The 15330-nt window shown below is 35.1% G+C and carries 16 protein-coding genes and 1 pseudogene; 8 read left to right on the top strand and 9 right to left on the bottom strand.

What is annotated here, in order from left to right; all coding sequences use genetic code 11:
- Positions 1 to 1167, bottom strand: a complete 1167-nt coding sequence (locus D778_RS00740; RefSeq protein WP_007646726.1) for a sensor histidine kinase — start codon at positions 1165 to 1167, stop codon at positions 1 to 3.
- A 120-nt stretch (positions 1168 to 1287) separates the two neighbouring features.
- Here D778_RS00740 and D778_RS00735 point away from each other — a divergent pair, with 120 nt between their 5' ends.
- The 5 genes from D778_RS00735 (at position 1288) to D778_RS00715 (ending at position 6153) form a co-directional block, all read left to right on the top strand.
- On the top strand, positions 1288 to 2157 hold the full coding sequence (locus D778_RS00735) for a flavin reductase family protein (protein ID WP_007646724.1): 870 nt from the start codon (positions 1288 to 1290) through the stop codon (positions 2155 to 2157).
- A 58-nt stretch (positions 2158 to 2215) separates the two neighbouring features.
- Positions 2216 to 2590, top strand: coding sequence for a DUF3127 domain-containing protein (locus tag D778_RS00730; protein ID WP_007646722.1), 375 nt, complete (start codon positions 2216 to 2218; stop codon positions 2588 to 2590).
- A gap of 88 nt (positions 2591 to 2678) precedes the next feature.
- A complete protein-coding gene (aat, locus tag D778_RS00725; RefSeq protein ID WP_007646721.1) occupies positions 2679 to 3305 on the top strand; it encodes a leucyl/phenylalanyl-tRNA--protein transferase in 627 nt (208 codons plus the stop codon).
- Between the two features lie 534 nt (positions 3306 to 3839).
- Positions 3840 to 5429: a hypothetical protein gene (locus D778_RS00720; protein ID WP_155949854.1), complete on the top strand. Its 1590-nt coding sequence runs from the start codon at positions 3840 to 3842 to the stop codon at positions 5427 to 5429.
- Between the two features lies 1 nt (position 5430).
- Positions 5431 to 6153 carry a hypothetical protein gene (locus tag D778_RS00715; RefSeq protein ID WP_155949853.1) on the top strand — a complete coding sequence of 241 codons (723 nt, stop codon included), beginning with the start codon at positions 5431 to 5433 and terminating at the stop codon, positions 6151 to 6153.
- A 104-nt stretch (positions 6154 to 6257) separates the two neighbouring features.
- Here D778_RS00715 and D778_RS14730 read toward each other — a convergent pair.
- A pseudogene (locus tag D778_RS14730) lies at positions 6258 to 6341 on the bottom strand (acyl-CoA thioesterase); the annotation flags it as partial.
- A 101-nt stretch (positions 6342 to 6442) separates the two neighbouring features.
- Between D778_RS14730 and D778_RS00710 the strand changes: the two are divergent.
- Entirely contained in the window at positions 6443 to 6997 is a 555-nt protein-coding gene (locus D778_RS00710; RefSeq protein ID WP_007646715.1) for a DUF4256 domain-containing protein, read from the top strand.
- A gap of 52 nt (positions 6998 to 7049) precedes the next feature.
- Here D778_RS00710 and D778_RS00705 read toward each other — a convergent pair whose 3' ends face one another.
- Positions 7050 to 7625, bottom strand: a complete 576-nt coding sequence (locus tag D778_RS00705) for a DNA-3-methyladenine glycosylase I (protein ID WP_007646713.1) — start codon at positions 7623 to 7625, stop codon at positions 7050 to 7052.
- A 138-nt stretch (positions 7626 to 7763) separates the two neighbouring features.
- Between D778_RS00705 and D778_RS00700 the strand changes: the two genes are divergently transcribed.
- Positions 7764 to 8366, top strand: coding sequence for a thioredoxin family protein (locus D778_RS00700; RefSeq protein WP_007646711.1), 603 nt, complete (start codon positions 7764 to 7766; stop codon positions 8364 to 8366).
- Here the strand turns inward: D778_RS00700 and D778_RS00695 are convergent.
- The 5 genes from D778_RS00695 to D778_RS00675 form a co-directional block, all read right to left on the bottom strand.
- Positions 8363 to 9088, bottom strand: a complete 726-nt coding sequence (locus D778_RS00695) for a hypothetical protein (protein WP_040491158.1) — start codon at positions 9086 to 9088, stop codon at positions 8363 to 8365. The two genes, D778_RS00700 and D778_RS00695, sit on opposite strands and share 4 nt — an antisense overlap.
- A gap of 61 nt (positions 9089 to 9149) precedes the next feature.
- The gene (truB, locus tag D778_RS00690) at positions 9150 to 9842 is read right to left on the bottom strand and encodes a tRNA pseudouridine(55) synthase TruB (protein WP_007646708.1); all 693 of its coding nucleotides are present in this window, start codon (positions 9840 to 9842) and stop codon (positions 9150 to 9152) included.
- A gap of 1 nt (position 9843) precedes the next feature.
- Positions 9844 to 10641 (bottom strand): undecaprenyl-diphosphate phosphatase, encoded by a 798-nt coding sequence (locus D778_RS00685; RefSeq protein WP_007646707.1) that lies wholly within the window; start codon positions 10639 to 10641, stop codon positions 9844 to 9846.
- An 80-nt stretch (positions 10642 to 10721) separates the two neighbouring features.
- Positions 10722 to 10991 carry a DUF3098 domain-containing protein gene (locus D778_RS00680; protein ID WP_007646706.1) on the bottom strand — a complete coding sequence of 90 codons (270 nt, stop codon included), beginning with the start codon at positions 10989 to 10991 and terminating at the stop codon, positions 10722 to 10724.
- A gap of 137 nt (positions 10992 to 11128) precedes the next feature.
- Positions 11129 to 12007 (bottom strand): cell division protein FtsX, encoded by an 879-nt coding sequence (locus D778_RS00675; RefSeq protein ID WP_007646705.1) that lies wholly within the window; start codon positions 12005 to 12007, stop codon positions 11129 to 11131.
- A 124-nt stretch (positions 12008 to 12131) separates the two neighbouring features.
- On the opposite strand from D778_RS00675, the gene D778_RS00670 reads away from it, so the two are divergent.
- Positions 12132 to 15152 (top strand): leucine--tRNA ligase, encoded by a 3021-nt coding sequence (locus tag D778_RS00670; RefSeq protein ID WP_007646704.1) that lies wholly within the window; start codon positions 12132 to 12134, stop codon positions 15150 to 15152.
- Here D778_RS00670 and D778_RS14725 read toward each other — a convergent pair.
- Positions 15149 to 15330: hypothetical protein (locus tag D778_RS14725; protein WP_040491155.1), on the bottom strand; the 182-nt coding region annotated here is incomplete at its 5' end. The two genes, D778_RS00670 and D778_RS14725, sit on opposite strands and share 4 nt — an antisense overlap.

The following is a 15330-nucleotide window of genomic DNA, read 5'->3' as shown; positions in this document are numbered from 1 at the left end:
TTAAATAGATTTCAATGAAATTTGCATGGTGGTTCCTTTGTCAATTTCAGAATGTATAACCCTAATCTTACCACCATGAAACTCTTCTATAATTCGTTTAGCTAACGATAACCCTAAGCCCCAACCACGTTTTTTGGTGGTGTAACCAGGCTCAAAAATAGCTTGAAACTGGTTTTTGGAAAGCCCTTTTCCAGTATCACTTACATTAATTTTTACGGTGTCTTCCAACTGAGAAATTTCAATGCTTAGCTTGCCTTTGCCTCTCATGGCATCAATGGCATTTTTTACCAAGTTCTCTATGGTCCAACTATAAAGTTGTTTATTTAAATTTACATAAATTTCTTCAGAAGGTGTAATTAATTCAAAATCAATAAGTTTAGAGCTTCTGGCTTTTAGATAGTCATAAGAGTCTATGGTTTCTTTTACTATATCTGCTTTTTCCAATGTTGGTAACGATCCAATTTTGCTAAAACGTTCGGTTATGGTTTGCAATCTGGCAATGTCTTTTTCAATTTCTTTAATATATTCCGGATTTACTTGTTCAGATTTTAATATTTCTGTCCATCCAATTAAAGAGGATAAAGGCGTTCCTATTTGATGGGCTGTTTCTTTGGCCATTCCAGACCATAGTTTGTTTTGTGTGGCAATTTTAGAACTCCTATAAAAGAAATAAACCACTGCTCCAAATAAAATTATAATGAGCAATAAGGCCAAAGGATAGTATTTTAACTTGTTCAGCACTTCAGAATTGCCATAATACAAAGTGCCATAAATAACCGTTTGCTTGGTAATGTTGTCCTCGTATGAAATTACTATGGGTTTGTTTTCTTGAGAATATTGGGTGATCAATTTATCAATGGACGCTTTTTTCTTTAAAATGGTTTCATCTATATTGTTGGAGATCAAGACGCTTCCATCATGGTAAACAAACATGGGATTGGTAATCTCAGAAGTAAACACCTTATCTACCAATGGGTTAACGTTTTCGTCCAACGGATTGGAATTTATTTCTTGATAAGCAGCAGCCCAAATGTCCAGTTTTGACTGTTCTTCTATTTTAAATTTTTGAAAAAACACATAGGTGTTCCATAAAATAAGAGAAATAATACCAAATGAAGCCACAACAATAATCCATCTGGTAAGATGTCTGTATTTAGAAAAAAGCATAAAACATATTTTATTTTGAAATATAATGTAAAATCTGTTAATAATATTGTGTTACTAGCAAACAAATCATTTTTAGTTCATTAACAGAATGGTTACATTTGTGCAAATTAAAAAAGTTTCATGACATCATTCGAGCCAAAAGATTTATCAGTAGGAAAGTTACATGGTTATTTGTTAAGTGCTGTGGCACCCAGACCTATAGCTTTTGCAAGTACTATGGATAAAAATGGAAACCCCAATCTATCGCCTTTTAGCTTCTTTAATGTGTTTAGTGCCAATCCACCTATATTAATTTTTTCACCAGCAAGACGTGTGAGAAACAACACCACCAAACACACCTTGGAGAATATTTTAGCAACAAAGGAAGTGGTTATCAATGTGGTTAATTTCGATATGGTGCATCAAGCATCCTTAAGCAGTACAGAATATCCTGAAGGAGTCAACGAGTTTGACAAAGCAGGTTTAACGATGTTAAAATCGGACTTGGTAAGCCCTTTTAGAGTAGCCGAATCGCCAATTCAATTTGAGTGTAAAGTAAATGAAGTAGTGGCTTTGGGAGACCAAGGAGGTGCAGGAAATTTAGTGATTTGCGAAGTGGTGAAACTTCATATTGAAGACGATATCCTAGATGCTGAAGGCAGTATCGATCAAGAAAAATTGGATCTGGTGGCTAGAGCTGGAGGAAATTACTACAGTCGTGCCAGAAGTGGCTTTTTCGAGTTGCCAAAACCGTTATCAACCCTAGGGATTGGGGTTGATAGTTTCCCGGAAGATGTTAAAAACAGCATGATTTTAACCGGAAACGATCTTGGTATGCTAGCAAATGTAGACACTTTGCCAACTCCAGAAGAAGTGAGTAAATTTGTTGAGACAGTCAGTCAGCGCTATCCAGATATCACAACAGCATCCCACAGGGAAAAGCATAAATTGGCACACAATTATTTAAGTTTTGGAGATATACAAAGTGCCTGGAAAATATTATTATCATAAAGTAGAAAGAGAAATTCCTGTTTTAAAAAGGAATGAAAAAGTTAAATTAAATTAAGTAATGGAAGTACAAGGAAAAATTAAAGTTATTGGAGACACACAAACCTTTGGGAATAATGGGTTTAGAAAACGTGAAGTGGTAGTGACTACAGAAGAGCAATACCCACAACATATTATGGTGGAGTTTGTTCAGGATAAAACCGATTTGTTGAACAATTTTCAAGTGGGTCAACAAGTAAAAATAAGTATTAATTTGCGTGGAAGAGAGTGGACAAACCCACAAGGAGAAGTAAAATATTTTAACTCCATTCAAGGTTGGAGAATTGAGGCGCTACAACAAGATGCTTCTGGTAATATGCCACCAATGCCACCAGCTGAAGCTTTTGAACCAGCAAACGATTTAAACGAAGACGATCACGACGATCTGCCATTTTAAAACATTAATTGTCACCTTGAGCGCAGTCGAAAGGTCTAAAATCTAACCTCAATGTGAAAACGTTGAGGTTTTTTTATATTGCCAGACTATGATTACCTATTTAACCTCAGAAATCCGTTTTCCCAATGTCCATCAAGCAAATCCCGATGGTCTTTTGGCTGTTGGTGGCGATTTATCTAAAGAACGCTTGATTCTGGCATATAAAAAGGGCATTTTTCCTTGGTTTGAAAAAAACCAACCCATATTATGGTGGTCTCCAAACCCAAGGTTTGTGCTGTTTCCAGAGAAATTAAAAGTCTCCAAAAGTATGAAACAGGTGTTAAAAAACCACGATCTTACCATAACCATCAACCAAGATTTTAAAGCTGTGATAACCGAATGCGCCAAAGCCAAAAGAACAGGTCAGCGTGGCACTTGGATAACCCATAGTATGATAGAGGCTTATATGAAACTACATAAAGAGGGTGTTGCTAAATCTGTGGAGGTTTGGCAAGACGGTAACTTAGTCGCAGGCTTTTATGGTGTGGATTTAAACAATGGCGTGTTTTGTGGCGAAAGTATGTTCACAAAAGTTAGTAATGCCAGTAAAGCCGGTTTTATAAGCTTTATACAAAACAGCAATTACAACCTGATAGACTGCCAAGTGTACACCAATCATTTAACCAGTTTGGGAGCAGAAGAAGTTTCCAGGGAAGACTTCCTGGGGTTTTTGTGATGCCTGTATGGTATTGGTGTTTCATGCTTTTTAGTATAAAACATATATGTTGCCTATCATCCTGAGCAAAACAAACCTGTCTCCAATAGGCAGAGAGTCTTATTACTTCTCTAAAGTCAAACAAAAAATATCCAAAAACCCGACCAATTACGGAAAAACCGTAACACGAACTGTGTATTTCATCGAAAAACGGGAAAAATACGTAGTACTACGTACAGGATATTTTAAATTTAACTTTTAGGTTTATGGCATGTTAACCTAAAAATTATTTATTATGATCAAAAATCAAAAATCAAAAATCCTGCCTGTCCGGCAGGCAGGCAAAAAAGCGTAAAGCTAGGGCATTTTTTAACTAAAAGTTTTATCTTACTTTTAATGATCGGTGTTTTTAGTTGTCAGAAAGATGATGATTCAATAACAGATTCAAACACGAATAATATAAGTATTAAAGAATACACTTTTGATGAATTAAATAGTAATACAACTTTTAGTAAAACATATAAAAAAGTAGTAAAAGCTATAAAGAAAAAAAATTTGAATAAAAGCAGAAGTCTAGACGATAATGATTTTGAAATAGATTCTACAATTATTAAAGAGATAAAAATTGGTAATATTACGTCATATACCTTTTTAGCTTATTTAGACAACCAAGAACCTAATAGTTTTAACAATATAGTTATTCAAATAGATAGTCTTGAAAACGAGAGGGCTTTATTAATAACATACTTTCCGGAGTCTTCAATGGAATATATTGTAGACCATAATTCTTTTACATTCCAAGGAACAAGTATTGCTGAGATAGTAAATATTGACTCTACTGCTTTTGTTAATAGAGATATGGATATGGGCTGTTTCGTAACTTGGTATTGTAATTGGGGTGGTTCAATACATTTAGCTGGAGATAATTGTACAGAAAGTTATATGTTTTCCGAGACAACTTGCAACTTAGGAGGTGGTGGCTCTGGTGGTGGAGGTGGAGCAGGAGGCTCTAGTTCTCCAAATAATCCAGACCCAATAAACACTGCTCCAACATACACTATTCCATACGAGCAAAACTTAATAGAATGTTTGGGCTTGAACTCTGTAGAAAATGCTAATTTGGTTGTAAGTAATTGGATAAATAATCCAGATAATTTTATTCAAGTAAGAAAAATGAGTACGTTTTTAAGCAATAAAAATTGTAGTGAAAAAGCCCAAGCATTTGTAATAGCCTCTATAGAAGCTATCATAAATGGAGATTTAGACGAATTTAATGAAGATTTTTATACTTGGGGAGTAACAAAAGACGATACATTTGTTAACTCTGAATTAGATTGTATTTACGAAAAATTAAAAGGAGGAAATTTGGGTAATAATTTCTTTAATGATATGTTATTTGAGTTCGACCAATTAACACCTTTAAAATTCTCAATTGGACCAACACCTAATCCAGAAGATTATGCATTTACTAAAGGAGAAACAACTACTATTTTTGGACAAACACATGCATCTTATGAGATTATTTCCTCGCCAGATGCAGAATCAGCATCCAATCTAGATAAAATGGTTACCTTATCTCATGAGTTAATGCATGCTTTTATGTTTAAGTCTTTAGAAGATTGGGGAATTGTTTCTTTTGATAACATTGGAAGACCATATCTTATTGAAAATTATGATGATATGTGTCAGGACGATAATTTAGACGAAGAAATAAATATTAATTTCTTAACCATGAAGGAAAGATGGGTGTTTTTAATTTGTGAAATTTTGGAAAATAGTGATGATCCTAATAATAACCAAGAATGGACACATTCGTTATTTAATAGTCCAGTTTTTGCAATTGAAACATACAGAGAAAAACTGGAACAAGAACTTTATAACAATCATGATTGGAATAGTGAGCCAACAGACATAAAAAATTTAATGATTCAACATTTTGGTGCATTTAATTGGAAACAAAAAGTGGCAGAATACATGAGTTGGTCAGGTTTACATGGAACCCCAGAATTTGCTAATTGGTTATCTACTCAAACAGAATATACGAGTACATTATATCCAAATCCTTTAGATTTATGGAAAGAGGGTGTAACAGAATGGTGGACACAATCAAATAACATTAATTATGTATCGAATAATTGTAATTAAAATGAAAGACGCACTATTTATATTATTGTTTTTAATAGGTTCGATATCATTCTCACAAGAAGCTTTTTTTCTAAAAGAAAAGGATACACTTTATATTGTTTTCGACAATCCAGATACAAACAACCATGTTGTTAAGTTATATAATAATATAGAAAAAGATGATGGTAAAACGGTAGTTGGACTAAGCTCTATTTACTTTTTGTTAGATAGCACTAGTATTCAAAAGCGAAAGGAGTTTTATAAAAGACGTGAAGCGCATTCAAATTCTAATTTTGGTGCTATTGGTGCAAGTTCAAGTTGTGACTGGTGTTTTGGATTATATTTTGTTCATAAATCGGTAAAGTTGAATTATGTAAGACAATCACACACTTTAGACCCAATTTATATAAATTTCAAAAAACGGCATTTAGAAAAAGAAAATGTGTCTTTAAAAGATACACTTGATTTTGATAAACTGGTTTATAATATGATTTACTATCGATATCATCCTCCAATTTCAACATTACAATTATCTGAAAAAGAATTAAAAGAAAAAAAGGTGTTTTATTACGATGGTTCTACAGAAAAATATAATGAATTAAAGGAAATACTCAAAGAACCTCATTATATATTTATGTTAGATAAAACATGGAGTAATCCAGGGTTTAATAATTTACCTAGAAGTGAGTATTACATTTTTAATGAGGTAAGATATAAGAGTTCACGCAAGTTAATTCCAGATTAATTTGAATGGATTTACAAAAATCATATTAGAATAATTGTGTATTCAATAAAAAAGCATCTCTTCCAAAATGCAGGGATGAGGTGCTTTTTATATTTTAAAATAACTTAAACAAACAAAGCCTTCAATTCAGTAGCCTCAGCAAGCTTCATCTTTCCAGCAAGCACCAAACTTAATTGCTTGCGTCTTAAATGTAAATACAAGAAATAAAATTAATTGTAAAGGACAGATTTTTAGTAATTTTATAAAATTATTTAGTAGGGAACTTTTTAAAAATGATTACTTTATACTTATGAAAAAATTATCGCCTACAGAAAGTCAAGATCTTATTCAAGTCCTAAAAAACCGTTTTGAAAATCACAGGCATCGCCATGAAGCTTTGGACTGGTCAAAAATTCAAGCCAGATTAGAAACCCATCCAGAAAAATTGTGGTCGCTTTACCAAATGGAAAAAACTGGAGGAGAACCCGATGTGGTAAATTACGATAAACAGACAGGTGAATATGTTTTTTATGATTGCTCCAAAGAAAGCCCAAAAGGACGTAGAAGCCTTTGTTACGATAGGAAAGCCCTACAGTCCAGAAAAAAATTCAAGCCTAAGGACAATGCTATGGATCTGGCAACTGCAATGGGAATAGAGCTTTTAAGTGTCGCACAATATCAAGATTTACAAAAATTGGAAGCCATAGATTTAAAAACTTCCAGTTGGATAAAAACACCTGAAGAAATTAGAAGCCTTGGGGGAGCCCTTTTTGGCGACAATCGTTTTGGTACAGTCTTTATCTATCACAATGGTGCAGAATCATACTATGCTGCTAGAGGATTCAGAGGGTTTCTTAAAGTCTGAATGGATTTGAATGTTAAAAACATTGACTGCAAGAGTTAACTTTTTTTAATTTTCATGATTCATTATCCACCTCGTGATACCTAAAACATCCAACCTCATGATCGTTTACCATGCCTGTGGCTTGCATGTGTGCATACATAACTGTGGAGCCTACAAACTTAAAACCCCGTTTTTTTAAATCTTTGCTCAACGCATCCGAAATAGCTGTAGTGGCAGGTGCTTCTTTATAATGTTTGAGCTTGTTTTTTATGGGTTCGCCATCTACAAATCCCCAAATATAATTGCTGAAACTTCCATATTCTTCTTGGATTTTCATAAACATTTGAGCATTGGTAATTGTGGCATGTATTTTTAATTTGTTCCTTATGATACCTGCATCTTGTAACAAACTGTCTATTTTGTCCTGTTTGTATTGGGCAATTTTCCTGTAGTTAAAACCATCAAAAGCCTTTCTGAAATTCTCCCGTTTTCTTAAAATGGTAATCCAGCTTAAACCTGCCTGAAAGGTTTCAAGGATTAAAAATTCAAAAAGTGTGTCATCATCTGTTACTGGAACGCCCCATTCTTGATCGTGATACGCTTCGTATAGCTCGTCACCAACACACCAACCACATCTATGTTTTGTCATTGAAAAGTGATTTTTATTTCCATGTCTATGGAAATCTCATTAATTGTAAGTTTTTGGAATAAAGATAGACATAGATATGATATAAATCATAAAACAACTAAGCAGAACAACTTATTTTTGCTGCATTATATAAAAAGTATGGAAGAAATAATTAAAGATAGTTTGGCTAAGAGTATGTCTTACCAAGATTACAGAACCCTAATGAATCAATTGGTGTTAAACGAATCCACTACTGGAAACGATAAAAGTGAAGACATGGTTGCTTTTACCAAGTTAAACGACCAGCGTATGAAGCGTTGGGACAAAACCATTAAAGTTACAGACAGTGTAAAAGTAGAGTTGGCTAATATAGAAACCAAACAAACTTGGTTGGTGCTAACCGAAAGTTGGTGTGGCGATGCGGCCCATGTGGTTCCTGTTTTTAATAAATTGTCTGAATTAAACCCAAACATTAATTTTAGGGTGGTTCTTCGCGATGACAACGAAGCTTTAATGAATCTGTTTTTAACCAATGGCGGCAAAGCCATTCCTAAATTGATTATCATTGATGATGCTTCCAACGAAGTGATAAATACCTTTGGGCCAAGACCATCTGAAGCAACAAAATTAGTGGTTGATTACAAGGCCAAACACGGTCAAATCACGCCAGAGATTAAAGAGGAATTGCAACAATGGTACAATACAGATAAAGGTCAGGGCGTAATTCGTGAAGTAATGAATTTACTAACGGTTACGGCTTAATTTTTACCTTCAAAATAAAAAGTTATTGTCCCAATTTGTGAAGGTTTGGAAACATCTGTGCTAAATCTGGCTTCTTTGGCATAATCTAAGGCATGGTCTTTTAAACATTCGTTTTTGGACGTTGTGGAAGCATTTACATAAGCATCTGTAACCAAACCGGAAGCATTTACGGTAATGTTTATTATAATTTTTCCACCTTCTTCACATAAATAAATAGGTGTGGGCAAATATTCATGGGTTCTGTTTACCAAAGAATAGTGCATGCTGCTATTTTTATTGACCGATTGACTGCTGTTGCTTGGTTTTCTTTTGTTTAGAACATCGTTAACACTACTGTAAGAAGACAAAACATCATCGTCAATTTCTGAAATTGCTTGGGTTGTGCCAGATTCTGTTAGGTCATTTTCCATCATATTTTCCGATGGTTTAGGCACATAGTCTTTTGGAGGCGCAATAGGCTGATAAGCTTCAGCAAATTTCTTGTATTCTTGGGTTTCGTTATAAGCTTTATTGGTTTCAGAAGGTTGTTTTTCTACAGCTTCGGCTAGTTTTTCAGCTTCAAGTTCTTCTGGTGTTTTTGGCGTTTCGGGCTCTAGGAGATAGTAGCTTTCGGCCATTAATTCGTTTTGCTTTTTTATATGAAAACTAAACAGCGAAAGTACGATGGTTCCTGAGACCAATAAGGTAATTAAAAGTGCTTTATGTTTGTTCGATAGATTCAAAAAACTCAAATGTTGGGTATGAAACCGTTTCAGGCTTCAATCTAATATACGAAAAATAGTGCTACTTGGTTGTTAAGCTTTCTATAAAGGCTTCAGGTGTAAGCGCGTTTTCCACATGGAAATCACCAATTTTTGTTCGTCTTAAAGCCGATAAATGGGATCCCGATTTAAGGGCTTTCCCAAAATCGTTAGCCAAAGAACGAATATAGGTTCCTTTACTACAAACTACCCTAAAATGAATGTCTTGTCCTTCAATACCTATAATGTCAAATTCTGAAATAGTGATTTTACGTGATTTTAATTCAACGTCTTCACCAGCCCTTGCAAATTCATATAAGCGTTTGCCATCTTTTTTTATGGCTGAAAAAACGGGAGGATATTGCTCAATCTCGCCAATAAATCCTTGTGTGGCATCACGAATGTCTTTTTCAGTTATATGGTCTGTAGGAAAAGTTCTGTTGATGTCTGTTTCCAAATCGTAAGATGGTGTCGTGCTTCCCAAGACAATGGTTCCTGTATATTCTTTTTCTTGACCTTGAAATTTGTCTATTTGTTTGGTCATTTTTCCTGTGCAGATTACCAATAAACCAGTAGCAAGTGGGTCTAAGGTGCCAGCATGACCTACCTTTATTTTCTTGATGTTGAAAGCGTGACGTATTTCCCAACGCAGTTTGTTCACAGCTTGAAACGATGTCCAATGCAACGGCTTGTCTATTAATAAAACCTGTCCTGAAAGATAGTCTTCTGCCGTCATGTTATGGGTTTAAAGAGGAATAAATAATGGCTATCATACCTACTACCACACAATAGATGGCAAAATAAGTTAGCTTGCTTTTTTTTACCAAAGTAATCATCCATGTACAGGCTACCAAACCAGATACAAAAGCTGCAATAAACCCAATACTTAAGGATACAAAACTTTCACTGTTGTAAGTTAAATCCCCTGTAAGAATATCTTTGGCAATTTTTCCAAAAATCAAGGGCACTACCATCAAGAATGAAAATCTGGCAGCTTTGGTTTTATCAGTTCCCAGTAACACTGAAGCAGAGATTGTGGCTCCAGACCTTGAGATTCCCGGCAACATGGCAATGGCTTGTGCGATGCCTATTATAAAGGCATTTTTAAAAGTTACATTTTTATCGGTGTCTTTGGCTTTATCTGCCAAGAAAAGTAAAAAAGCAGTAATCAATAACATAAAACCTACCAGTTGAATGCTGCCATCAAATAATTCGGCAAGTTGCGACTCGTAATTATAACCAATAATGACAGCAGGAATCATGGAAACCAGTATTTTTACTACCAATTGGGTGTCTTCGTTCCATTGAAAGGCAAACAGGCTTTTAAAAATGGTAAAAATATCTTTTCTAAAGATCACCATGGTACTTAAGGCAGTTGCAAAATGAAGAACGACTGTAAACATCAGGCTTTCCTGTGGTATGGAATGGTCGCCTAAAATGGCTTTACCAAGTTCTAAATGTCCACTGGATGAAACCGGAAGGAATTCAGTAAGACCTTGAATAACCCCTAAAATGATAGAATCAATAATGTCCATGAAGTGAAAAAATCAATATTCAAAAACCGCATCCCAAATTTTATTGGAATAAGGTTTTAAATGTTAGTAGGGTTTAAAAATTAGTTTTTGGATTTTTCTTTCTTATTTGGGTTTAATAAAATGGCATACACTTGCAACCCAAAACCTATCAATACCAAGGTAGGAGCCAAACGGATGCGTCTAAAACTAAAAATATCTGGACTGAACACATTAGGATCGTCACTTCCACCACCAGACATTAAAACAAACCCAATAGCTATAAATGCCAAGCCAATAAGCATGAATTTATAATTTTTCTTTCCGAAGATAAAGTCGCTTTTAGCTTGCTCCTTACGTTTTTGTTCTCCCATAATATGTTGTTTAATACTATAAAACTTAAAACCTGCAAAGTAACGGTTTTATTTAAACTATCGCGTTAACAGTTTCTAAAAATAACGGATGTTTGTCTATCATGACAAATTTTAAACCCAAAACCTTGAATTTTGAATCAATAATAAAGCTGGTCTGTTTTCAAATTTAAAAATCGCTGAGTCGCAATAAAAGTACTTATCCAGGTAATTACAATGCCTAGCAAGAAAATGCCAGCAAATAAAGCACCTAATAAAACAGGGTTTTGTAACAAATTCAATTCTGGGAATGTTTTGTTTAAATAATGCAGTACCACACCCACACCCAACAACGCAACAAGAGCTCCAATAATGCCTAGACGCACACTTTTCCATACAAAGGGTCTTCTGATAAATTGTTTGGTGGCGCCAACCATTTGCATGGTTTTTATGGTAAAACGCTTTGAGTAAACCGATAGCCTAATGGAGCTGTTTATCAATAAAACAGCTATAACGGTAAAGATGCCACTAATTACCAAGACCCAAAAACTTATTTTCTTTACATTGTTGTTCATTAAGGTTACCAAGTCGTTGTCATATCTCACTTCATCCACAAAATTTTTAGAAAGCGCTTCGTCTTTAATGGTTTCCAGGTGTTCAGAAGTTACAAAGTCTGCTTTTAGGTGCACATCTATGGAATTCTGTAATGGATTATAACCCAAGAAATCCATAAAATCCTCTCCATTTTCAGCTTTCATGGATTCGGCTGCTTGTTCTTTGGACACAAATTCTGTGGATTTAACATAATTGGACATGGCCAAGCTTTTTTCAAGTTGTTTTATTTCCACGTCTTTGGCAACTTCTTTTAAATAAATGGTTACAACTACCTGTTCCTTAAAGTGATCGGAAACCTTTTTAGCATTTAATATCAATAAACCAAGCAAGCCTAATAAAAACAAGACCAAAGCGATACTTAATACCACTGAAAAATAAGAAGAAATTAATCTGCGTTTTTGATAATTTTCAAAAGAAGAACTCATACATGTTTTATTAATGATGTAAAAATAAAAAAGAAATCTATTCTCTTATGGTTTAAAACGTTTAAACTTTCAATATTCTTATAATAAGTTTAAATTTGCGCTTTTACAAGCGAAAAATTAGACAATGCAATATCATTTCAACGAGATAGAAGCCAAATGGCAAAAATATTGGGCAGATAACCAAACGTTTAAAGCCGAAAACAACTCAGAAAAACCAAAATATTATGTGTTGGACATGTTTCCTTATCCTTCTGGAGCAGGCTTACATGTTGGGCATCCTTTAGGATATATAGCCAGTGATATTTATGCGCGTTACAAGCGTCATAAAGGATTTAATGTGCTGCACCCACAAGGTTATGATAGTTTTGGCCTGCCTGCAGAACAATATGCCATTCAAACTGGTCAGCATCCAGCTTTAACCACTGAAGAAAATATTAAAACCTACCGACGACAGTTGGACCAAATTGGTTTTTCATTCGATTGGTCTCGTGAAGTTCGCACCTCTGATCCTGAGTATTACAAATGGACCCAATGGATTTTCATTCAATTGTTTGAGTCTTGGTACTGTAAGCACTCTAACAGAGCTTTCCCTATTTCTGAATTGGAAAAGGTATTTGCCTCTGAAGGTAATGCAGCCGTAGAAGCCGTTTGTGATGATAATGTTGAGGTATTCAGTGCAAAACAATGGAACGCTTTTTCAGATGTTGAAAAACAAGAAATATTACTTAAGTACAGACTAACTTATTTGGCAGAAACCGAAGTGAACTGGTGTCCTGCACTGGGAACCGTTTTGGCAAACGATGAAATTGTAAATGGCGTGTCGGAACGTGGCGGACATCCGGTTATCAGAAAGAAAATGACACAATGGTCTATGCGAATTTCTGCTTATGCCGAAAGGTTATTGCAAGGATTGGACACGATAGACTGGACAGAGTCCCTTAAAGAAAGTCAGCGTAATTGGATTGGGAAATCCGTTGGAGCAGAAATCGAATTCAGAATTCAGAATTCAGAATTCAGAATTTCTGTTTTCACAACAAGACCTGACACCATTTTCGGAGTAAGTTTTATGACGCTTGCCCCAGAACACGAACTGGTGTTGAAAATCACCACACCTGATCAGAAAGCAGAGGTTGAGGCCTATATTCAAGCCACTGCAAAACGTAGCGAAAGAGATAGGATGGCAGATGTAAAAACCATTTCTGGAGCGTTTACAGGTGCTTATGCCGAACATCCTTTTACAAAAAAACCTATTCCAATCTGGATTGGAGATTATGTGTTGGCAGGTTATGGCACAGGAGCCGTTATGTCTGTTCCTTGTGGAGACCAACGAGATTACGATTTTGCAAAGCATTTCAATATTCCCATTCCTAACATTTTTGAAGGGGTTGATATTTCTGAAGAAGCTTTTTCAGATAAAGACAATACCGTAATTTCCAATTCTGATTTCCTTAACGGAATGAATTACAAAAAGGCAACCAAACGAGCTATTTTTGAACTTGAACAAATTGGTCAAGGCCAAGGAAAAACCAATTACAGACTGCGTGATGCTGTGTTTTCTCGTCAAAGATATTGGGGAGAACCTTTTCCTGTTTATTATGTAAATGGCTTGCCACAAATGATAGATAAAGCACATTTGCCAATACGTTTACCAGAAGTGGAAAAGTATTTGCCTACCGAAACAGGCGAGCCACCTCTAGGGCGTGCCGATGTTTGGGCTTGGTGCACAGAAACCAATTCGGTTGTGGCAAACAAAAAGGTTAATAATACAACCGTATTTCCTTTGGAACTGAATACCATGCCAGGATGGGCTGGAAGTTCTTGGTATTTCTTTAGGTATATGGATGCACAAAACAACCAGGAATTTGCAAGTGATGAAGCACTTAAATATTGGGAGAACGTCGATTTGTATATTGGAGGAAGCGAACATGCCACAGGACATTTATTGTACTCCCGTTTTTGGGTGAAGTTTATGAAAGATAGAGGTTTTGTTCAGGTGGAAGAGCCTTTTAAGAAGCTCATCAACCAAGGGATGATTTTAGGGACAAGTGCTTTTGTGTATCGCTTAAGCTACATGTTTGCCAATCCTAAAGAAGAAGAAAGCCTGGGAAAACAATTATTGAAAAAACTAGATAATATTTATATTTCTCATTCTGAGTTTATAAGTAAAGGGGATTTGGAAGCTAACAAAGAATACTTAAAGGAACTGAAACGTAAACTTGCTGAAATAGCAGGTCTTAGCGATGCTTCTGAATTGGAAAATGTTATAGTGGTACCACTACCTATTCACGTAAAAGTGCAATACATAAATGCTTCAGATGAATTGAATATTGAAGGTTTAAAAAACGACAGTGAATTTGGTGAAGATTATCAAAACGCTATTTTCATTGGTGAAAACGGAAAAATAATAGAAGGGGAAAATGATGTCTACAAAGTAGGTCGTGAAGTAGAAAAAATGTCCAAATCCAAATACAACGTGGTCAATCCAGACAGTATTTGCGAGCAATATGGAGCAGACAGTTTGCGTTTGTATGAAATGTTCCTTGGGCCTTTGGAGCAAGCAAAACCATGGAATACAGCTGGTATTACAGGAGTTCACGGGTTTCTTAAAAAATTATGGAAATTATACCATCAAGGTGAAAATGGCAGTTTTTACGTGCATAGTTCCACTTCTTTAGAGACTTTAGGAGAGTCTTTTAAAACTCTTCATAAAACCATTAAAAAAGTGGAAGAGGATATTGAGGGTTTCTCATTCAACACCTCTGTTTCTACCTTTATGATTGCTGTAAATGAATTAACTGCTCAAAAGTGCACCAGCAAACAAGTGTTGGAACCCTTATTAATATTATTGTCACCTTATGCGCCACATATTGCAGAGGAATTATGGAGCAAATTAGGACATGGGGAGTCTATTGCAACCGCACCTTTTCCTAAGTTTGAAGAGAAATATTTAGTGGAAAACACCAAGAATTATCCAATTTCTTTCAACGGTAAAATGCGTTTTACTTTGGAACTGCCTTTGGATATGAGCAAAGAAGATATTGAGAAAACGGTCATGGCCCACGAAAAAACCAAGGATCAATTACAAGGTCGTGAACCCAAAAAAGTAATTGTTGTTCCAGGAAAGATTGTGAATATCGTAGGTTAGCTTCTCGATAGGATTGTTTTTTCATTAGCATTCAAAACATTCACTCGAAGTAACGCAGTTAATACTAACGTCAGTTCGAGTGCTTGTTTTAGTAGCGATAGCGAATAAAATAGATGTATCAATAAGGAACCATCAAAAAAAGATGCCTCCGTCAGTTCGAGTGTTTGTTTTATTAGCG

It is taken from the genome of Xanthomarina gelatinilytica (assembly GCF_000348685.1).
GTDB classification, from domain to species: Bacteria; Bacteroidota; Bacteroidia; order Flavobacteriales; family Flavobacteriaceae; genus Xanthomarina; species Xanthomarina gelatinilytica.
This window is presented reverse-complemented; position numbering and strand designations above follow the sequence as displayed.